The organism is Variovorax sp. BGA-UO-ETr-C22 (assembly GCF_059567965.1).
Genome location: NZ_JCAQPA010000009.1, coordinates 542,945 through 562,990, shown reverse-complemented (window position 1 = coordinate 562,990; position 20,046 = coordinate 542,945). Strand labels below are relative to the sequence as shown.

The window sequence follows — 20,046 nt, the reverse complement described above, 5'->3', positions numbered from 1 at the left end:
CTCGCCTTCTCAGTCGCCGGCCGTGACGCCCTGCGCCCGCAGCGCGGCGATGTCGCCGTCGCTGTAGCCCACTTCCTTCAGCAGCGCCGCGCTGTGCTCGCCGATGTGCGGCGGCTGCAGGCGGATGCCCGGGCGTTCGCCGCCGAGCGTGAAGGGCGCGAGCGGCACCTTTGCCATGTGGCCGTCGTTCATGCGCACGGGCGCGAGGCCGCCGGTGGCGTTCAGGTGCGGGTCGTCGAACAGCTCCTGCGGCTTGGTGATGGGCGCGAAGGGCAGCTCGTTCTGCTCGAACACCGCGCTCAGTTCGGCCGCGCTGTGGTTGGCGAGGTGCGAGCGCAGGATCGGCATCATCCACTCGCGTGCGCGCACGCGGTCGTTGTTGGTCTTCAGGCGCGGGTCGGCCAGCATCTCCTCGAGGCCGAAGGCCTTGCAGAAGATGGCCCACTGCTTGTCGCTCACGGCGGCAAGAAAGATCTGCTCGCCGTCCTTCACCGTGAACACGTCGTACACGGCCCAGGCCGAGATGCGGCTGGGCATCGGGTCGGCCGCCTTGCCGGTGGCGGCGAACTGCATCATGTGCTGCGCGACGAGGAACACGTTGTTCTCGAACAGCGCCGACTGCACCTCGCAGCCCTTGCCGGTGAGGTCGCGCTGACGCAGCGCGGCCATCGCGCCGATGGCGCCGAACATGCCGCCCATGATGTCGTTCACGCTGGTGCCCGCGCGCAGCGGGTCGCCGGCGCGGCCGGTCATGTAGGCCAGGCCGCCCATCATCTGCACCACCTCGTCGAGGGCGGTGCGGTGGTCGTACGGGCCGGGCAGGAAGCCCTTGTGGCTCACGTAGATGAGGCGCGGGTTGAGCTTGGCGAGCGTGTCGTAATCGAGCCCCAGCTTCTTCATCGTGCCGGGCTTGAAGTTCTCGCTCACGATGTCGGCGGTGGCGATGAGGCGCAGCGCTGCCTCCACGCCCTCGGACTTCTTCAGGTCGAGCGCGATGCTCTTCTTGTTGCGGTTGAAGGTCGGGAAGAAGCCCGCGCCCGAGCCCAGCAGGCGGCGCGTGTTGTCGCCTTCGATGGGCTCGACCTTGATGACTTCGGCGCCCAGGTCGGCCAGCAGCAGGCCGCAGGTCGGGCCCATGACCATGTGGGTGAACTCGACGACGCGCACGCCCGCGTAGGGCAAGGGATTGGCTTCAGACATGAGAGAGGGTTTCCTGGACAAAGCCCTTGGGCAGGCCGGCTTCGGGCGTCATGCCGTAGACCGGCTCGCCGGGCAGGCCGGCCTTGAGCGGCGCGCGCGCCGCGATGAGTGTGTCGATGTCGATGCCGGTGCGCACGCCCATGGCCTCGAACATGAAGACGAGGTCTTCGGTGACCGCATTGCCCGACGCGCCCGGCGCATACGGGCAGCCGCCGAGGCCGCCGAGCGAGGCGTCGAAGGTGCGCACGCCCTCGTCCCACGCGGCCAGGCAATTGGCGATGCCCAGGCCGCGCGTGTTGTGCATGTGGGCCGCGCCCGCGTGCACGCCGAGTTCGGCGCGCAGCCGCTTGAAGAGGCGGCGCACCTGCGCGGGGTTGGCGTAGCCCACGGTGTCCGACAGGCCGACCTCCTGCGCACCGGCCTCGACGCACTGCACGGCCAGGCGGATCACGTCGTCTTCCGGCACCAAGCCCTGCAGCGTGCAGCCGAAGGCGGTGGAGATGCCGGCTTCGAGCCTCACCTGCGGCGCGAGGGCGCCGCGCAGCTCGGCGATGGCGCGCACCTCCTCGACCATCTCGGTCGGCGTCTTGCGCACGTTGGCCAGCGAATGCGCGACGCTGGCCGACACCGGCATCGTGAGCTTGTGCACGCCCGCCTCGAGCGCGGCCTGCGCGCCCTTGCGGTTGGGCACCAGCGCCATCACCACGAGGCCGGGCAGCGTGACGGCGTGGCGCACCACCTCGGCGGCGTCGGCCATCTGCGGCAGCAGCTTCGCGGGCACGAAGGAGGCGACCTCGATCTCGCGCAGGCCGGCGGCATGCAGCGCATCGATCCAGCGCAGCTTGTCGGCCGTGGGCATGGTGGCCTTCACGGACTGCAGGCCGTCGCGCGGACCGACCTCGCTGATGAGAACGTCGGGGGAGGTCATCGGGTGCTTTCTTGACTGTTCTATCTTGCAGAACTATATTCTGTTAAACAGAATTAAATCGGCAAGCCCGCCGACTGTCAAGCCACGCCATGCCCCGCAAAGCCCAGACCGAATCGGTGTCCGACCTCAACGCCGCCCCCGGCGGCGCCGCCGCGGTCGACCGCGCGCTGAGCCTGCTGTCGGCCTTCCGGCCCGGCGACGAGGCGCTGTCGCTCGCGCAGTTCGCCGAGCGCACGCAGCTCTACAAGAGCACGGTGCTGCGGCTGCTGGCCTCGCTCGAACATGCGCGGCTGATCCGCCGGCAGGACGACGGGCGCTACGCGCTGGGGCTGGAGATCGCGCGGCTGCACGGGCTGTACGCGGCGTCGCAGTCGCTCGACCGCCTCGTGCTGCCGGTGCTGCGCACGCTCGCCGCCGCCACCGGCGAGAGCGCGGCGTACCACGTGCGGCAGGACCAGGGCGACAGCTGGGTGCGGCTGTGCCAGTTCCGCGTCGACTCCTCGCATGTGGTGCGCGACCACGTGCGCGCGGGCGACCTGCTGCCCAACGACCGGGGCGCGGGCGCGCGCGTGCTGATCGCCTTCGGGCCCGAGGCCGAACGGCCGCGCGGCGCCAAGGAGCGCAAGCTGTACGACGCGATCCGCGCGCAAGGCTATTGCGCGCTGGTGGGCGATCGCACGGCCGAGTTGGCGGGCATCTCGGCGCCGGTGTTCCATGCGGATGGCGGCCTGGCCGCGGCGGTCACGCTGACGATGCCGACGCACCGCTACGACGCGGCCTACATCGAGCCCGTGCGCGCGGCGGCGAAGGCGCTCAGCGGGCAGGTGTGAGCATCAGGATTCGGCTTTGAAGCCGGAATTCTTGATCGGCAGTTCCCACCGCTTCAGGTGCGTCGCCTGGATGCTCGCCAGTTCCGCCGGCCCCGCATGCGCCGGCACGAGGCCCAGCGCGTAGATCTTTTCCTGCACATCGGGCAGGCGCAGCGCGTCGGCCACGGCCTTGTCGATGCGCGCGACCAGCTCAGGCGACATGCCCGGCGGGCCGTACAGCCCGAAGAATGCATCGGCCGTCACGTTGATGCCGGCCTCCTTCAGCGTCGGCACGTCGGGCAGCGCGCGGCTGCGCTTTTCGCCCGTCACCGCGAGGATGCGGACCTTGCCCGCGCGGTGGTGCTCGATGGTTTCCGAGGCGGTGTCCACCATCAGCGGCACCTGTCCGCCGATGAGGTCCTGCGCGGCCGGCGCGCCGCCGCGGTAGGCGACGTGCGTCATCGGCACGCCCGAGGCCTGCGCCAGCAGCTGGCCCGCGAAGTGCGGCACCGTGCCGGCGCCCGAGGTCGCGTAGTTGGCCTTGCCCGGGTTGGCCTTCATCCAGGCCAGCACCGCCTTCAGGTCGCCCGCCGGCGCGCCCGGCCCAGCCGTGACCGCGAAGTCGAAGGTGCTGCCGAGCGCGATCGGCGTGAAGTCCTTCACCGTGTCGTAGCTGAGGTTCGAATACAGCCACGGGTGGATCACCATCGCGCCGCTGGGCGAGAAGATGAGCACGCTGCCGTCCGGCGGCGAGCGCTTGAGCTCGGCCAGCGCCAGCCGGCCGGCCGCGCCGGGCTTGTTGTCGACGATGACGTTCTGTCCGAGCGACACGCGCATCTTGTCGGCCAGGATCCGCGCGACCACGTCGGCCGACCCGCCCGGCGGAAAGCCGATCAGGATGCGCACCGTGCGCTCCTGCGCGAACGCCATCGGCGCGAGCGCCGTGGCGGTGATGACGGCAGCGGCCTGCGCTGCGAACTGGCGGCGTTGCATGGGCGGTCTCCTCGGGGTGGTTGTTCTTCGGTGTGCTCTGTGCGCGTGGCTGTCAGCGCAGCGCGGCCAGCAGGGCTTCGTTCTGCGCCGGCAGGCCGACGCTCACGCGCAGCCATTGCGGCAGCCCGTAGGGGCCGAGCAGCGAGACCTCGATGCCGGCGGCCAGCAGGCGCGCGTGCACGGCCGGCGCGTCGCCGACCTGCACCATCACGAAGTTGCCCGACGACGGGACCTGCGTCAGGCCGAGTGCGGCGAAGCCCGCGGCGAGCTGTTCGCGCCCGGCGGTGTTGAGTTCGTAGGTGCGCGCCAGGAAGTCGGTGTCGCCCAGTGCCGCCACGGCCGCGGCCTGGGCCGGCGTCGTCACGTTGAAGCGCGGGCGGTGCGCGTTCAGGCGCGCCGTGAGCGCCGGCTGCGACACGCCGTAGCCGATGCGCATCCCCGCCAGGCCGAAGGCCTTGGAGAAGGTCCGCGCCACGATCAGGTTGGGCAGGCGGCGCACCCATTCGATGCTGTCGTAGCGCTGCGCGGGCGCCAGGTACTCGGTGTAGGCCTCGTCGAGCAGCACCGTCACGTGCGCGGGCACCGATTGCAGAAACTCGCGCAGCGGCGCAGCATCGATGAAGGTGCCGGTCGGGTTGTTCGGGTTGGCGACGAAGACCAGCTTGGTGTCGTCGCCGATGGCGGCGCGCATCGCGTCCAGGTCGTGGCCGAAATCGCGCGAAGGCACGACGGTGGCGCGCGCGTGGGCGTGCGCCGTGGCTGCCGCATAGACGATGAAGCCGTACTGCGAATAGACGACGTTCTCGCCCGGCTTGAGGCTGACCTGCGCCGCGAGCTCGAGGATTTCGCTCGACCCGCTGCCCAGCGTGAGCCACTCGGGCGGCACGTCCAGCCGCGCGGCCAGCGCCTGCTTGAGCGCGGTGCCGTTGCTGTCGGGGTAGTTGCCCGCACCTTCGAGGGCGGCGGCGGCGGCGCGGCGGGCCGACTCGGGCATGCCGAGCGGGTTTTCGTTGGAAGCCAGGAGGATCATTGCGGCGGGAGCTGATTATTTAAGAAGTTAAATATATACAGCTGCCACCGGCCCGACCTCAGGGCCTACCCTTTGAAGCGAGGCTGGGGCCTGGGTCGATTACCTTCATTTTTGTCACAGATAAATCTCACTTTCGGCTCTTACTCGCCCGCAAAGTATCGAATACAGTTCTCCCATGGCTTCACCTGGGGCAAGTGCGCCCCACTGCTGCGCCGCCCCCCGATTTCCTGTTTTTTGCATTGCGTTCCCCAAGGAGAAACACATGACCGACCGCACCACCGCCCACCGACTCCAGGTCGCGACCGAACTGCACCGCTTCGTCGAAGAGAAGGTCCTGCCCGCCAGCGGCGTGGCCAGCGACGTGTTCTGGAAGGGCTTCGACGCCATCGTCCACGACCTCGCGCCCAAGAACGTCGCCCTGCTCGCCGAGCGCGACCGCCTGCAGAGCGAGCTCGACGCCTGGCACAAGAAGAACCCCGGCCCGATCGCCGACATGCCGGCCTACCGCGCCTTCCTGGAAAAGATCGGCTACCTGCTGCCTCAGCCCAAGGGCGTGAAGGCCACCACGGCCAACGTCGACTCCGAACTCGCGCTGCAGGCCGGCCCGCAGCTGGTGGTGCCGATCCTGAACGCGCGCTACGCCCTGAACGCCGCCAACGCGCGCTGGGGTTCGCTGTACGACGCGCTGTACGGCACCGACGCCATCCCCGAAACCGGCGGCGCCGAAAAGGGCAAGGGCTACAACCCCGTGCGCGGCGCCAAGGTCATCGAGTTCGCACGCAACGTGCTCGACCAGGCCGCCCCGCTGGCCAACGGCTCGCACAAGAACGCCACCGGCTACAGCGTGAAGGACGGCCAGCTGGTCGTCGCGCTGCAGGGCAGCACCACCGGCCTGGCCGATGCGTCGCAGTTCGTCGGCTACCAGGGCGACGCCGCCGCGCCGTCGTCGGTGCTGCTCAAGCACAACGGCATCCACCTGGACATCCGCATCGACCGCAGCACCGCCATCGGCAAGAGCGATGCGGCCGGCGTGAGCGACCTCGTGCTCGAAGCCGCGCTCTCGACCATCCTCGACCTGGAAGACTCGGTGGCCGTGGTCGACGCGGCCGACAAGGTCGTCGCGTACGCCAACTGGCTGGGCATCGTGCAGGGCACGCTCACCGAAGAAGTCGCCAAGGGCGGCAAGACCTTCACGCGCGGCCTGAATGCCGACCGCGAGTACACCGGCGCCAACGGCCAGCCGCTGAAGCTGCACGGCCGCTCGCTCATGTTCCTGCGCAACGTGGGCCACCTGATGACCAACCCGGCCATCCTGTACGAAGGCGGCAAGGAAATCCCCGAAGGCATCCTGGACGCCGTGGTCACCACCACCATCGCCATGATCGACGTCAAGCGCAAGGGCAACTCGCGCACCGGCAGCATCTACATCGTCAAGCCCAAGATGCACGGCCCGGCCGAAGTCGCCTTCGCCAGCGAGCTGTTCGGCCGCGTCGAGCAGCTGCTCGGCCTGCCCGCCAACACCGTCAAGCTCGGCATCATGGACGAGGAGCGCCGCACCAGCGTGAACCTGCAGGCCTGCATCGCCGAGGCCGCCGCGCGCGTGGCCTTCATCAACACCGGCTTCCTGGACCGCACCGGCGACGAGATGCACACCGCCATGCAGGGCGGCCCGATGATCCGCAAGGGCGACATGAAGTCCAGCGCCTGGATCGGCGCCTACGAAAAGAACAACGTGCTCGTCGGCCTGAACTGCGGCCTGCGCGGCAAGGCGCAGATCGGCAAGGGCATGTGGGCCATGCCCGACCTGATGGCCGCCATGCTCGAGCAGAAGATCGCCCACCCCAAGGCCGGCGCCAACACCGCCTGGGTGCCCTCGCCCACCGCCGCCACGCTGCACGCGCTGCACTACCACCAGGTCAGCGTGACCGCGGTGCAGCAAGAGCTCGAGAAGATTGACGCCGACGGCGAGCGCGAGAACATCCTGAACGCGCTGCTGCAGGTGCCGATCGCTGCGCAGGCCAAGTGGACCGACGCCGAGAAGCAGCAGGAAATCGACAACAACGTGCAGGGCATCCTGGGCTACGTGGTGCGCTGGGTCGACCAGGGCGTGGGCTGCTCGAAGGTGCCCGACATCCACAACGTCGGCCTCATGGAAGACCGCGCCACGCTGCGCATCTCCAGCCAGCACATCGCCAACTGGCTGCTGCACGGCGTGGTCACGAAGGCGCAGGTCGACGAGGCCTTCCAGCGCATGGCCAAGGTGGTCGACGAGCAGAACGCCGGCGACGCGCTGTACCAACCGATGGCCGGCCACTTCGACACCTCCCCCGCCTACAAGGCCGCGCAAGACCTCGTGTTCAAGGGCATCGAGCAGCCCAGCGGCTACACCGAGCCGCTGCTGCACGCCTGGCGCCTGAAGGTCAAGGCCGCGGCCTGACGCGCGCCTTGCGCAGTGCCGGCCACCGCCGGCGCTGACGCCTCGGAGACACGCAACGAACGGCGCCCTCGGGCGCCGTTCTGCATGGGGCGCGACATGCCGGTAGCATCGACGCCGCCCTCTCTTCTCTCTCTCCGGTCTGCGTTTCTCCCGATGAACAAGCACGCGGCTTCGCCGCCTCCGACCCGCGGGTCGACCTCGGCCGCGGCCATGCTGGTCGCACTGGCCACCGCCTTCGCGCTGAGCCAGGCCTTTCGCACCGTCGGCGCCATGATGGCCACGCCGCTCACGCAGCACTTCGGCCTCACGCCGCAGGCGCTGGGCACCTGGGCCGGCACCTTCCATTTCACCTTCGGCATCATGCAGCTCGCGATGGGCGTGTCGATCGACCACTTCGGCGTGCGCCGCACCGTGCTCACCGCCTTTCCGCTGGCCATCGCGGGCGCCGCGCTGTGCACCGTGGCACCGGGCTTCGGCGCGCTGCTGCTGGGGCAGGCACTGATCGGCGTGGGCTGCGCGCCGGCCTTCCTGGCCTGCACCGTGTTCATCGCGCGGCACTTCGACGCCGCGCGCTTCACCGCCATGTCGGGGCTGGTGATGAGCCTCGCGGGCATGGGCATCCTGTTCACCGGCACGCCGCTGGCGCTGCTGATCGAGGCCGCGTCGTGGCGCGCCGGCTATGCCGCGCTGACCGCCTTCGCCGTGCTCTCGTGGATCGTCATCTTCTGGCGCGTGCACGAGCCCGCGCGCACGACGATCGCATCGGACGACCCCGCGCCCGAGCGCCAGTCGCTGCGCCAGGCCGTGCGCGACCTGCTGCCGTTGTTCGCCATGCCGCACACGCTCGGGCTGCTGTGCTTCGCCTGCGTGTCGTATGCGGCCTTCATCACGCTGCGCGGCCTGTGGCTCGGCCCCGTGCTGCACGACCGCCACGGCCTCTCGCTCGTGGCCAGCGGCAACGTGGCGCTGGTGATGACCGTCGCCGGCATGGCCAGCCCCATGCTGTTCGGCCGCCTCGACCCCGGCGGTGCGCGCCGCACGCGCTGGATGATGCGCTGCGCCTTCGCCGGCGCGGCGATGTTCGCCGCCATGGCCCTCACGCAGTCGCGCGCCATCGACATCGGCCTGCCGATCGTCTACGGCATGCTGTCGGGCTACAGCGTGCTGCTGTACGCGTACACCAAGAACGCCTACCCGGCGGCCGTCACGGGCCGCGCGATGGCGCTGCTCAACATGGCGATGTTCCTGGGCGTCTCGCTGATGCAATGGACCACCGGCGTCGCCGCCTCCTGGGCCGTGGCCCAGGGCAGCGAGCCGTTCCGCGCGGTGTTCCTCACGGTGAGCGGGATGCTGGCGGCGGGGACGCTGGCGTTTCTGCTGCTGCCGCGGGCGAAGGTGCCAGTGCGTCCCACGCCCTGATCGCCGACACGCGGCCTCACACCGCATCCCCCAACCGCGCCCGCACCTCGCGCCGGCTCAGCTGCCGCTTGGCAACGGCATAGACATCGTGACGCCCATACATGTCGAAGTGCGTGGGCAGGCCCGGCGCTGAGCGTCGCGCCGCACCGCAGCGCGTGACCATGCAACGGCGCAGCACGTCGTAGCACTTGGGTTCCGGCTGCGTCGCGCTTGCGCGCTCAGGAAACTTCGCCAGCACGACCTCGAACCAGCAGCCCTCGACGCAGTGCCACTGCGTCGTCTCGTCGATCACGTGGTAGACCGCATGCGGCGTGTCGCCGCGCCGCGCGGCCCGGTCCACACGGCGCGCCGCGCGCGCTTCGCGCAGGCGCCGGTTCGGCAGCAGGATGCCGGTGACCGGATGCACGAACAGCTCGACACCCGGCGCTTCGTGCAGCGGCACGCCGGGCCGGTCTCCCCAGCGGTAGGGCCGCACCCGCACCTCGCCGTCGCACAGCACCGCGTCGCGCGCCACGAAGTCGTCGACGTGCAGGAAGATGTGCGCCTGCACCGTGCTGCGGCGATCGATGCCGCTGCACAGTTCGGCGTACACCTTGTCCCACGGCCGGTGCACCTGCTTGTGCAGCCAGCGCTTGAGCGGCTGGAGGTTTTCGCTCAGCCACTTCGGATGCTGCAGGCCGCGCTTCATGCCCAGGTGCGAACCGCGCTCGGGGCTGTTGCGCCACGGGCGGCCATCGCCCTGCACGCGCCAGCCGCCGCGCGGACGCTCGACGATCACCTTGTCCATGTCGTCACGCATCGTCGGCCCTCCGCCCGAAGTCGCGCGCGGCTTTCTGCAGCGCCACCTTCTGCGCGCGCCGCTCGGCGCGGTGGGTGCGCAGGTGGCGGCCTGCGCCCTGGCTGGATTCGCGGCGCGCCATCGCGGCCACCACGGGATTGCGCGGTGCCGACGCGGGCACCGCAAAGTAGAACCGGCCCAGACGCTTGTCGTCGTCGCGGGCCTTTCGTTGAGCACTCATGTGCACACACTCCGAAAAAACAAAAAGGCCCCGGCGAATGCAGTTGCGCGCGGGGCCCTTGTCGATTCGGCCGCGGCGGATGCGAAGGTGCACATCCGGCCGGGGCGGTCGGTGTGCGTCAGGTGTTCAGTGAACGGTTCATTGAATGGTGTTCTCGCCCGGGAGGTTGATCGTCGCCGTGCGCGGTGTCTGGAAAAACGGTCGCTGAAAAAGGAAGGGCGGATTCTGGCGAGGGCCTTCGCCGTGCGCAAGCCCGGCGCGGCGCGCTGTGGCGCAAAGCTGACAGGGCACATCGGTTGAATCCGCTTCGCGCATCGCGCCGTATGGCATCTCAAGCGCATCGCGCCTCCGAGCTGTTGGCGGTTTCCACAGAGCCTTTCCTTCCAGGAGACATCCATGAAAAAACTCGTGATCGCCCTCGGCGTGTCGGTCCTGCTCGGCGCGTGCGCCGGCAGTGGCATGAGCAACGCCAGCAGCAACAGTGCCGCCACCCCGATGGTCGGCGGCGCGCCGATGTACCCGACGAAGGACATCGTCGACAACGCGGTGAATTCGAAGGACCACACGACGCTGGTCGCCGCGGTGAAGGCGGCCGACCTCGTGGCCACGCTCAAGAGCCCGGGTCCGTTCACGGTGTTCGCGCCCACCAACGCCTCGTTCGCGGCGCTGCCGGCCGGCACGGTCGACACGCTGCTCAAGCCCGAGAACAAGGCCACGCTCACCAAGGTGCTGACCTACCACGTGGTGCCCGGTCGCATGGACAGCGCGGCGCTGACGAGCGCGATCAACGCGGGCGGCGGCAAGGCGCTGCTCAAGACCGCCAGCGGCGGCACGCTCACGGCGACAATGAGCGGCGGCACGGTGTGGGTGACCGACGCCAAGGGCGGCACGGCGGCGGTGACGATCGCCAATGTCTACCAGTCGAACGGCGTGATCCACGTCGTCAACAAGGTGCTGCTGCCAGGTTGAGTCAGCTCCGCTGCGCGGCCTCCGCCTCGTCGCGCAGCCATTGCGCGAAGTCCTGCGCGTCGCGGTTGCCCGCGGCGCGCCGCGACATCTCGATGAAGTAGCCGCGGTGCGATGCCACGCCCTGGCCGAGCGGCGCCACGAGCCGGCCGTCGCGCACCAGTTCGCGCAGCAGCGGCAGGCGCCCGATGACCACGCCCTGCCCCGCCACCGCGGCGGCCACCGCGTCGGCGTACTGCGAGAAGCGCAGCGTGCTCTTCATGCGCAGGTCTTCCAGCACCATCACCTTGAGCCACGGCTCCCAGTCGGCGGTCGGGGCTTCGCTGTGGTCCGGGTATTCGATGGTCAGCAGCGTGAGCTTGGAAAAATCGGACAGCTCGCGCAGCGACGCGGCCACCTGCGGCGCGCACAGCGGGATCACCGACTCCTCGAACAGCGCCGGGCCCACGCCGCGGCCGATGGGCACGAAGCGCACCGCAAGGTCCAGCCGGCTCACGTCCAGGTCGAGCACGTCGAGCGTGGCCGACACGCGCACGTCGACCTGCGGATGCGTGCTGGTGAAGCGCGCCAGTTTCGGAATGAGCCACAGCGACGCGAAGCCCGGCGTGGTGGTGATCGACACCTGCCGCGGCGCGGCGCTGGCGCGCACGCGCGCGGTGGCGTCGCGCAGGCGCTCCAGGCTGTCGGTGACGGCGCGCTGCAGCACGCCGCCGGCCTCGGTGAGCGCGAGCGCACGGTGGCGGCGCTCGAACAGCAGCACGCCCAGGCTGGCTTCGAGCTGCTGGATCTGCCGGCTCACGGCCGACTGCGTGAGGTGCAGCTCGCCCGCCGCCAGCGTGAAGCTGAGCCGGCGCGCGGCGGCCTCGAAGCTGCGCAGCAGTTCGAGCGGCGGGAGCTCGCCGGCAGGGGTTTTCGCATTCTCTGGAGGCATGCAACGAGTTCCGAATGACCGCGTGTAAGAGAGGGTTCGGCTCACTATATTCATTCGCATCACGAATGCAATGGAGGTTCCCATGAGCACCACCGACCGGTCCCCTTCCACCTTTTTCTCCTCGTCGAGCTCACGCTTCCACGTGAGCCTGCCCAGCCGCGCCGTCTTCGCCGTGCCCGACGGCGCGGGCGTGGGCATCGAGTGCCGCAGTGGCGCGGTGTGGATCACGCTCGACCGCGACCCGCGCGACATCGTGCTCGGGCCGGGCGAGCGCTTCGAAAGCACCGAGCACCGGCGCGTGCTGGTGTCGGCGCTGGAGTCGTCGTGCATCTCGGTGTCGGACGCGCAGCCCGCCGCGCTGCCGAACCCCGCCTCGCGCGCACGGGCTCGCGCGCGGTCGCCTTGGCGACTGGCGCTGCACGGGTTGTCCCCGGCTTGACCGCGGGCGCCGTGGCATCGAACCTCGATGCCATGGACCGCCCCCGCAGGGAGCAGCACCGCGCGCCGCCGTGACGACAGGCGGCTTTTTGCTTTGGGCGTCCGTTTTCCTTCTTGGCTTTGAAAGGGACACGCCCATGACCACCACTTCTGGCGCAGCGCTCGCATGACCGCGCCGCAACCCACACCCCAACCCTGCATCCTGTGCGAGCAGGCCGACGGCATCGCCACGCTCACGCTGAACCTGCCGCACAAGCTGAACCCGATCGCGAAAGACCTGCAGGTCGAACTGCGCGACGCGCTCGAGCGCATCCGCGACGACCGCACGGTGCGCGCCGTGATCCTCACGGGCGCGGCAAGGCTTTCTGCGTGGGCGCCGACCTGAGCGCAATGACGCCGCCCGGCGAGCCCGGCCAGACGCTCGGCGACCAGACCGCCGAGTGGATGCAGAAGCTCAGCAACCCGCTCATCGAGACGCTGCGCACGCTGCCGGTGCCGGTGGTGGCAGCCGTCAACGGCCCGGCGGCCGGTGCGGGCGTGGGCCTGGCGCTCGCGGCCGACGTGACCATCGCGGCGCGCAGCGCCTACTTCTACCTGCCCTTCCTGCCCAAGCTGGGCATCGTGCCCGACCTGGGCTGCACCTGGGCCATTCCGCGCCGCGCCGGCCGTGCGCGCGCGATGGGCATGGCGCTGCTCGACGAGCGCCTGAGCGCCGGACGCGCCGTGCAGTGGGGCCTGATCTGGGCCTGCGCCGACGACGAGCAACTGATGGACGAAGCCCGCGCCATCGCGCAGCGCCTGGCGCGCCTGCCGGCGCACGCGGTGCTCGAAGCCCGCGAGGCCTTCGACGCCTCGGAGCACCACTCGCTGAAGGAACAACTGCACTACGAGAGCGAGCGCCAGCGCGCGCTCATCGACCGCCCCAGCTTCCGTGAAGGCGTGAGCGCCTTCCTGCAGAAGCGCCCCCCTGTCTTCGAAACCCGCTGACGTCCCCATGACCATCGAACGCACCCTCTTCACCGCCGACCACGAGGCCTTCCGCGACAGCTTCCGTCGCTTCATGGACAAGGAGATCGCGCCCTTCCACGACGACTGGGAAGAGCAGGGCTACGTCGACCGCGCCGTCTGGTCCAAGGCCGGCGAGAACGGCTTCCTGTGCATGGCGCTGCCCGACACCTACGGCGGCGCGGGCGCCGACCTGCTCTATTCGGTGATCCAGTTCGAGGAGCTGTGGGCGCGCGGCTTCACGGGCATCGGCTTCGGCCTGCACAACGAGATCGTGGCGCCGTACATCCTGCGCTACGGCACCGAGGCGCAGAAGCAGCACTACCTGCCCAAGCTCGCCAGCGGCGAGATGGTCGGCGCCATCGCCATGAGCGAGCCCGGTGCGGGCAGCGACCTGCAGGCGGTGAAGACCAGCGCCATCCGCCAGGCCGACGGCAGCTACCTGCTCAACGGCAGCAAGACCTTCATCACCAACGGCTGGCACGCCGACCTGGTGATCGTGGTCGCCAAGACCGACCCGGCCGCCGGCGCGAAGGGCACCAGCCTGTTCCTCGTCGAGCGCGGCATGCCGGGCTTCGAGAAGGGCAAGCGCCTGAAGAAGCTGGGCCTGAAGGCGCAGGACACGTCCGAGCTGTTCTTCAACGACGTGCGCCTGCCGGCCGAGGCGCTGCTGGGCGAGGTCAACCGCGGCTTCGTCTGCCTGATGGAGCAGCTGCCCTGGGAGCGGCTGCAGATCGCGATCAGCGCGGTGGCGGCGTCGCAGGCCGCCATCGACCACACCGTGGCCTACGTGAAGGAGCGCAAGGTGTTCGGCCAGCCCGTGGGCAACTACCAGAACACGCGCTACACGCTGGCCGAGCTGCAGACCGAGGTGCAGGTGGCGCAGGTGTTCGTCGACAAGTGCATCGAGCTGCTGATGGCCGAGAAGCTCGACACCGCCACCGCGAGCATGGCCAAGTACTGGACCAGCGACCTGCAGTGCAAGGTGATGGACGAGTGCGTGCAGCTGCACGGCGGCTACGGCTTCATGTGGGAGTACCCGATCACCCGCGCGTACGCCGACGCGCGCGTGCAGCGCATCTACGGCGGCACCAACGAGATCATGAAAGAGGTGATCACGCGCGCGATGGGCCTCGGCGGGCGCTGAAGCACCCCGCATTTGGCACCACTGGCGCCATGGAAAGGGCTGCGGGAGAATGCCGCGCATGCCCATCCTCAACGCCTTCTACGCCCAGTCGGGCGGCGTCACCTCGGTCATCAACGCCTCGGCCTGCGGCGTGATCGAGACGGCGCGCCAGCACCCGGACCGCATCGGCACGCTCTATGCCGGACGCAACGGCATCCTCGGCGCGCTCACCGAGGACCTGATCGACACTAGCGCCGAGCCGGCCGAGGCCATTGCGGCGCTGCGCACCACGCCCTCGGGCGCGTTCGGCTCGTGCCGCTACAAGCTCAAGTCGCTCGAGAAGAACCGTCGTGAATACGAGCGCCTGATCGAGGTGTTCAAGGCGCACGGCATCGGCTACTTCTTCTACAACGGCGGCGGCGACTCGGCCGACACCTGCTTCAAGGTAAGCCAGCTGTCGCAGTCGATGGGCTACCCGCTGCAGGCCATCCACGTGCCCAAGACCATCGACAACGACCTGCCGCTGACCGACTGCTGCCCGGGCTTCGGCTCGGTGGCGAAGTACGTGGCGGTGTCCACGCTCGAAGCCTCGTTCGACGTGCGCTCGATGGCCGCCACCTCCACCAAGGTGTTCGTGCTCGAGGTGATGGGCCGCCACGCCGGCTGGATCGCCGCGGCCGGCGGGCTGGTGGCCGACCATGGCATTCCGGTGGTGGTGCTGTTCCCCGAGATCGAATTCGATGCGGCCCGCTTCCTGGCGCGCGTCGATGCCATGGTGCAGCAGCACGGCTACTGCTCGGTGGTGGTGTCCGAAGGCTGCCACCACCCCGACGGCACCTTCCTGGCCGAGCAGGGCGCGCGCGATGCCTTCGGCCATGCGCAACTCGGCGGCGCGGCGCCGGTGGTCGCGCAGATGGTGAAGGAGGCGCTGGGCCACAAGTTCCACTGGGCGGTGGCCGACTACCTGCAGCGCGCGGCGCGCCACATCGCCTCGGCCACCGATGTGAAGCAGGCCTACGAGCTGGGCCAGCGCGCGGTCGAGCTGGCGCTCGAAGGCCGCAACGCGGTGATGCCGACCATCGAGCGCACGAGCGACGTGCCCTATGCCTACACGCTGGGCGCGGCGCCGCTCGAAGCGGTGGCCAATGTCGAGAAGCCGATGCCGCGCGATTTCATTTCGGACGACGGCTACGGCATCACCGAGAAGTGCCGCCGCTACCTGCTGCCGCTGATCGCGGGCGAGGACTACCCCGCCTACCGCGACGGCCTGCCGGTGTATGCGACGCTGCGCAACGTGGCGGTGCCGAAGAAGCTGCCGGCCTTCGCGCTCGCATGACGGTGGTCATCGACACCGCGCGCTGTCCGCTGTGCGGCGAGGCGAACCGCTGCGCGATGGAGGTCGAGCGCGAGACCGGGCAGGCGCAGCCGCCCTGCTGGTGCATGGCCGCCGATTTTTCGCTGGCGCCACTCGACACGCTGCCGCCGGCGCTGCGCGGCCAGGCCTGCATCTGCGCGCGCTGCGCCGCAGGAAAGCCGCCGCTTCAGGACTGAGCGACGTCGCCCTGCGACTGGGACTGCGACTGCACCTGTGCAGGCTCGGCAGCTTCCGTCGCGGCTTCCGCCACATCCCCCGCCGTCACCATCGTCGGCGCCGTGCCGCTGCGCTGCGCGGTGACCACGCCGTGGATGAACTGCAGCTTGCCCACCGCCGCGCGCGGCAGCACGAAGGGGTAGTAGTCGGGCTGGCCCATGCTGCGCGACAGCTCGTTGAGCATGCTGGTCAGCAGCACCCAGCCGTTGATGAAGTCGAGGAATTTCGCGGCATCGGGATGGTCGGGCTGCCACAGGTCGGCGGCGGTGAACAAATCGCTCTGCAGCTCCACATTGCTCGCGTCGATGCCGAAGCTCATCGCCGTGTCCGCCGTGTCGGCCATGTGCAGGTAGTGGGCCCAGGTCTCGGCCCAGTCTTCCCACGGGTGCATGCTCGCGTAGCTGCTGACGAAGCGCTGCGCCCAGTCGGGCGGCGGGCCCTGCTCGTAGTGCTGCTGCAGCGCGGCGCCGTAGTCGGCGCGCTCGTCGCCGAAGAGCACGCGGAAGTCGTCGATCCAGCGCGTGGGCAGCACCAGCAGGTCCCAGTAGTAGTGGCCGATCTCGTGGCGGAAGTGGCCCAGCAGCGTGCGGTAGGGCTCGTGCATCTCGGCGCGGATGCGCTCGCGCACGGCGTCTTCGGCCTCCTCGGCGTTGAGGGTGATCAAGCCGTGCTCGTGGCCCGTCATCACGTGCGGGGCGCCCGGCATGTTGCTGAGAAAGTCGAAGGCCAGCCCGTGCACCGGATCGGCATGGCGGCTCACCACCGGCAGGCCGAGCGCGAGCAGCTGCGAGATCAGGCGGCGCTTGGGCATCTCGAGCTTGCGCCAGAGTTCGCCGTTGGCCTCCACCGACAGGTCGGGAATGGTGCGCGTGACGCTGCAGGCCAGGCAGTAGCCGGGCGCCAGGCCCTGCGTGTCGGCGGGAATGGCCTCGCCCTCGCGCGGCTGCGCCACCATCCAGTTGCAGGCGGCCGGCGTCATGAGGTTGGCGCAGCGGCGGTAGGTGGCGCCGTGCGGGTCGCCGAAGACGGTGAAGGTGTCGGGCAGCGCGCCCTCGCCTTCGGCCGGCGCCAGCGGCACCACGCCGAGCCGGTCGATCACGTAGCCCAGCGGCGTGTGGCAGGCCAGGCACTCGCTGTTGCGCAGGAACACGGGGCGCCCGCACTGGCAGCGGTAGGCGCGGCTGACGGTGGGCGCGGCGAGTTCGGCCGCGAGCGTGGGAGCGGCGTCGGGCACGGCGGGGTCGGCCGGTTCATTGACGGGTTCTTGGATCGACGGGTTCATGGCTTGTTTGTTCTTTTGATGACGACTTGACGCACAGGGGACAGCCGCCGCATTGTGCGACCGGCCCGCGCGCGGTCGACGCCGCAAACACCGATATGCTTGTAGGACGACGGACCCGCGACCGTCCCTGCGCCGCCCCATGACCTCCCCACAAACCCCTGACACGCCGCCCTCCATGGGTGTCCTGCGCGCCCGCTACGGCGAGCGCTACCGCTGGTACCTGCTGCTGTCGGTCATGGTGGGGACGATGGCGTCCATCATGTCCTCGACCATCGTCAACGTGGCGATCCCCGACATGAGCCACCACTTCGCGCTGGGCCAGGAGCGCGCGCAGTGGGTGAGCTCGGGCTTCATGGTGGCCATGACGGTGTCGATGCTCACCACGCCCTGGCTGCTGTCGCGCTACGGCTACCGCCGCACCTACGTCGGCACCATGCTCCTGCTGCTGGCCGGCGGCATCGTGGGCGGCGTGGCCAACCACTACCCGCTGGTGCTGCTGGCGCGCGTGGCCGAGGGGCTGGCGGCGGGCGTGGTGCAGCCCATTCCGGCCATCATCATCCTGCGCGCCTTCGAGCCGCACGAGCAGGGCCGCGCCAGCGGCATCTTCGGCATGGGCGTGGTGCTGGCGCCGGCCATCGGGCCGAGCATCGGCGGCGTGCTGGTCGACCTGTTCGGCTGGCGCTCGATCTTCTTCATGGTGGTGCCCTTCTGCCTGGCCTCGATCTGGCTGGCCCACAAGTTCGTGCCCAAGACCGCGCCCGGCGGCGTGGCCGCGACGCGCGGCAGCGGGCTCGATGCGCGCGGCCTGGCGCTGGGCACCGTGGGCACGCTGTGCCTGCTGAACGGACTGGTCGAGCTGCGCGGCGATTCGCCGCTGCAGGCCGCGCTGCTGCTGGCCGGCGCGCTCATCGCCTTTGCCGCCTTCGTGTGGTGGCAGCGCCGGCTCATGGCCTCGGGCGGCGCGCCGCTCATGAACCTCGCGCTCTTTCGCTACCGCCAGTTCGCCATGGGCAGCCTGGTCGCCTTCATCTACGGCACCGCGCTGTTCGGCTCGACCTACCTGCTGCCGGTGTACATGCAGGTGGGGTTGCACCTGTCGGCCTCGCACGTGGGCACCACCCTGCTGCCGGCCGGCATCGTGCTGGCCTTCACCATCGCGGGCGTGGGCCGGCTGGCCGACAAGCAACCGACCTGGCTCCTGGTGAGCATCGGCCTGGCGCTGCTGGCGGTGTCGTTCGCGCTCATGGCCGTGCTGCGGCTGGACAGCCCGCTGTGGCTGCTGGTGGTGTTCGCGATCGTCGGGCGCATCGGGCTGGGCTTCATCCTGCCCTCGCTCAACCTCGGGTCGATGCGCCCGCTGGCCAAGCCGCTCATCCCGCAGGGCGCCAGCGCGATCAGCTTCGTGCGCATGCTCGGCGGCGCCGTGGGCGTGAGCCTGTGCGCCATCATTCTCGAATGGCGCCTGGCGGCGCACGGCGACTCGCTCGCCAACCCGGTGAGCACGCCCGCGCGGCTGGCCGCCTTCGACGAGGTGTTCCTGATGCTGGCCGGCCTGTGCGCGCTGGCCGTCTGCGCGGCCTGGCAGCTGCGCGAGCCACCCGGCGAGGACACGGCGCAACACAGGGGGTAAACCCCGGCGGCGCGGGGACTCGCTTTCGCTTTCAATTGTTATCAGTTGTATCTAAAAGCGGAATCGGTTCCATGCATCGCAGACGTTTTCTCGCCGCCTCGGCCGCGGCGACGGCCGGACTCGGCCCCCTCCTTTCCTTGCCTTCCACCGCCCTGGCCGCCGAGAACGGCGTCAGCGACGGCGAGATCGTCCTCGGCCACACCGGCATCCTGAGCGGGCCGCTGGGCGTGCCGATCAAGGTCGTGATGGCCGGCGCCGGGCTGGCCTTCGACGCGGTCAATGCGCAGGGCGGGCTCGCGGGCCGCAAGCTCAGGCTGGTCTCGCTCGACGACGAGCTCAAGCCCGAGAAGGCCGTGGCCAACTACGAGAAGCTGCTCGCCGAGCACCGCGCCTTCGCCTTCTTCGGCTGCGTGGGCTCCGGCACCACGGCCGCCGCGGCCAAGGTGCTGGGGCAGAGCGGCGCGCCGATGGTGGGCGGTTATGCGGTGTCGGACTCGGCGCGCGAGAAGGTCGCGGGCGCAGGCTACTTCGTGCGCGCCACCTTCGCGCGCGAGGCGCAGGCGCTGGTGCAGCACCTGAGCACCATCGGCGTCTCGCGCATCGCCGTGGCCTACCTGGACAACCCCGGCGGCGCCGAAGTGGCGCGGCTGGTCGAGGCGGCGCTCGACACGCTCAAGCTCAAGCCCGTGGCGGCGGTGCCCGTGAAGGGCGACGGCACGACCAACGAGGCCGCGGGCAAGGCGCTGGCCGACAGCCAGGCGCAGGCCGTGCTCATGTACCTGGGCGGCGGCATCGGCGGCGAGGTCATGAAGAGCGCCTGGGCCGCCGGCGGTCGCCAGATGTTCTACGGCATGTCGATCGTGCCGGGCGACGTCACGGCCAAGCTCGTCGGCGACAAGACCAGCGGCCTGGCCATCTCGCAGATCGTGCCCTACCCCTGGAGCGAGGTCGACGCCACCGCGCGCGAGTTCCGCCAGCTGGCCGAGCGTGCGAAGGTCGACATCGGCTACCTGAGCTACGAGGGCTATGTGAACGCGCTCGTGATGATCGAGGCCCTGCGCCGCACCGGCCGCGACCTCACGCGCGCGAAGCTGCACGCCACGCTGAAGGCGATGAAGCTGCGCATCGGCAACATGGAGATCGACTTCACGGGTGCCAGCAACACGGGCTCGCGCTTCATCGAGATGGTGCGGGTGACGAAGGAAGGGCGCTTCCTGCGTTAGAGACAGAGGCCGGCCCCGC

General features: G+C 69.9%; 17 protein-coding genes and 2 pseudogenes. 11 read left to right on the top strand and 8 right to left on the bottom strand.

Annotated elements, in window-relative coordinates; genetic code table 11:
* Window positions 1-9 precede the first annotated feature (9 nt).
* Window positions 10-1,200, bottom strand: coding sequence for a CaiB/BaiF CoA transferase family protein (locus tag AC57B8_RS12145; RefSeq protein WP_496479728.1), 1,191 nt, complete (start codon window positions 1,198-1,200; stop codon window positions 10-12).
* Window positions 1,193-2,128, bottom strand: coding sequence for a hydroxymethylglutaryl-CoA lyase (locus tag AC57B8_RS12140; RefSeq protein ID WP_390347046.1), 936 nt, complete (start codon window positions 2,126-2,128; stop codon window positions 1,193-1,195). Before AC57B8_RS12140 ends, AC57B8_RS12145 begins: the two co-directional genes overlap by 8 nt.
* Window positions 2,129-2,217: 89 nt before the next feature.
* Between AC57B8_RS12140 and AC57B8_RS12135 the strand changes: the two genes are divergently transcribed.
* Window positions 2,218-2,958, top strand: coding sequence for an IclR family transcriptional regulator (locus AC57B8_RS12135; protein ID WP_070063727.1), 741 nt, complete (start codon window positions 2,218-2,220; stop codon window positions 2,956-2,958).
* Window positions 2,959-2,961: 3 nt separating this feature from the next.
* Here the strand turns inward: AC57B8_RS12135 and AC57B8_RS12130 are convergent, their stop codons facing one another.
* Together AC57B8_RS12130 and hisC are read right to left on the bottom strand one after the other, a co-directional pair.
* Window positions 2,962-3,930 carry a Bug family tripartite tricarboxylate transporter substrate binding protein gene (locus tag AC57B8_RS12130; protein WP_496479727.1) on the bottom strand — a complete coding sequence of 323 codons (969 nt, stop codon included), beginning with the start codon at window positions 3,928-3,930 and terminating at the stop codon, window positions 2,962-2,964.
* Between the two features lie 52 nt (window positions 3,931-3,982).
* A pseudogene (hisC, locus tag AC57B8_RS12125) lies at window positions 3,983-4,966 on the bottom strand (histidinol-phosphate transaminase); the annotation flags it as partial.
* Between the two features lie 256 nt (window positions 4,967-5,222).
* Here hisC and AC57B8_RS12120 point away from each other — a divergent pair.
* Both AC57B8_RS12120 and AC57B8_RS12115 read left to right on the top strand, forming a co-directional pair.
* Entirely contained in the window at window positions 5,223-7,397 is a 2,175-nt protein-coding gene (locus AC57B8_RS12120) for a malate synthase G (RefSeq protein ID WP_307636070.1), read from the top strand.
* A gap of 153 nt (window positions 7,398-7,550) precedes the next feature.
* Window positions 7,551-8,816, top strand: a complete 1,266-nt coding sequence (locus AC57B8_RS12115) for an MFS transporter (RefSeq protein WP_496479726.1) — start codon at window positions 7,551-7,553, stop codon at window positions 8,814-8,816.
* A 16-nt stretch (window positions 8,817-8,832) separates the two neighbouring features.
* Here AC57B8_RS12115 and AC57B8_RS12110 read toward each other — a convergent pair whose 3' ends face one another.
* Both AC57B8_RS12110 and AC57B8_RS12105 read right to left on the bottom strand, forming a co-directional pair.
* Window positions 8,833-9,615 carry a hypothetical protein gene (locus tag AC57B8_RS12110; protein ID WP_496479725.1) on the bottom strand — a complete coding sequence of 261 codons (783 nt, stop codon included), beginning with the start codon at window positions 9,613-9,615 and terminating at the stop codon, window positions 8,833-8,835.
* Window positions 9,608-9,835 (bottom strand): hypothetical protein, encoded by a 228-nt coding sequence (locus AC57B8_RS12105; protein ID WP_062479749.1) that lies wholly within the window; start codon window positions 9,833-9,835, stop codon window positions 9,608-9,610. Before AC57B8_RS12105 ends, AC57B8_RS12110 begins: the two co-directional genes overlap by 8 nt.
* 396 nt (window positions 9,836-10,231) lie before the next feature.
* Between AC57B8_RS12105 and AC57B8_RS12100 the strand changes: the two genes are divergently transcribed.
* Window positions 10,232-10,804, top strand: coding sequence for a fasciclin domain-containing protein (locus AC57B8_RS12100; RefSeq protein WP_095743341.1), 573 nt, complete (start codon window positions 10,232-10,234; stop codon window positions 10,802-10,804).
* Between the two features lies 1 nt (window position 10,805).
* Here AC57B8_RS12100 and AC57B8_RS12095 read toward each other — a convergent pair whose 3' ends face one another.
* On the bottom strand, window positions 10,806-11,732 hold the full coding sequence (locus tag AC57B8_RS12095) for a LysR substrate-binding domain-containing protein (protein ID WP_062479753.1): 927 nt from the start codon (window positions 11,730-11,732) through the stop codon (window positions 10,806-10,808).
* Window positions 11,733-11,814: 82 nt separating this feature from the next.
* Here AC57B8_RS12095 and AC57B8_RS12090 point away from each other — a divergent pair, with 82 nt between their 5' ends.
* From AC57B8_RS12090 to AC57B8_RS12070, 5 genes and pseudogenes are all read left to right on the top strand, one after another.
* Window positions 11,815-12,171, top strand: coding sequence for a DUF2917 domain-containing protein (locus AC57B8_RS12090; RefSeq protein WP_496479724.1), 357 nt, complete (start codon window positions 11,815-11,817; stop codon window positions 12,169-12,171).
* A gap of 165 nt (window positions 12,172-12,336) precedes the next feature.
* Window positions 12,337-13,157, top strand: a pseudogene (locus tag AC57B8_RS12085) (enoyl-CoA hydratase-related protein).
* A gap of 7 nt (window positions 13,158-13,164) precedes the next feature.
* Window positions 13,165-14,322 (top strand): acyl-CoA dehydrogenase family protein, encoded by a 1,158-nt coding sequence (locus AC57B8_RS12080; RefSeq protein WP_307636079.1) that lies wholly within the window; start codon window positions 13,165-13,167, stop codon window positions 14,320-14,322.
* A 58-nt stretch (window positions 14,323-14,380) separates the two neighbouring features.
* Window positions 14,381-15,637 (top strand): 6-phosphofructokinase, encoded by a 1,257-nt coding sequence (locus tag AC57B8_RS12075; RefSeq protein WP_095949760.1) that lies wholly within the window; start codon window positions 14,381-14,383, stop codon window positions 15,635-15,637.
* Window positions 15,634-15,852 (top strand): cysteine-rich CWC family protein, encoded by a 219-nt coding sequence (locus AC57B8_RS12070; RefSeq protein WP_159273620.1) that lies wholly within the window; start codon window positions 15,634-15,636, stop codon window positions 15,850-15,852. The genes AC57B8_RS12075 and AC57B8_RS12070 overlap by 4 nt, the downstream gene beginning before the upstream one ends.
* On the opposite strand, the gene AC57B8_RS12065 is transcribed toward AC57B8_RS12070, so the two are convergent.
* Entirely contained in the window at window positions 15,843-17,174 is a 1,332-nt protein-coding gene (locus AC57B8_RS12065) for a zinc-binding metallopeptidase family protein (RefSeq protein ID WP_496479723.1), read from the bottom strand. The genes AC57B8_RS12070 and AC57B8_RS12065 overlap by 10 nt on opposite strands.
* Window positions 17,175-17,313: 139 nt before the next feature.
* On the opposite strand from AC57B8_RS12065, the gene AC57B8_RS12060 reads away from it, so the two are divergent.
* Window positions 17,314-18,804 carry a DHA2 family efflux MFS transporter permease subunit gene (locus tag AC57B8_RS12060; RefSeq protein ID WP_496479722.1) on the top strand — a complete coding sequence of 497 codons (1,491 nt, stop codon included), beginning with the start codon at window positions 17,314-17,316 and terminating at the stop codon, window positions 18,802-18,804.
* Between the two features lie 137 nt (window positions 18,805-18,941).
* Window positions 18,942-20,027, top strand: a complete 1,086-nt coding sequence (locus tag AC57B8_RS12055; protein WP_496479721.1) for an ABC transporter substrate-binding protein — start codon at window positions 18,942-18,944, stop codon at window positions 20,025-20,027.
* Window positions 20,028-20,046 lie beyond the last annotated feature (19 nt).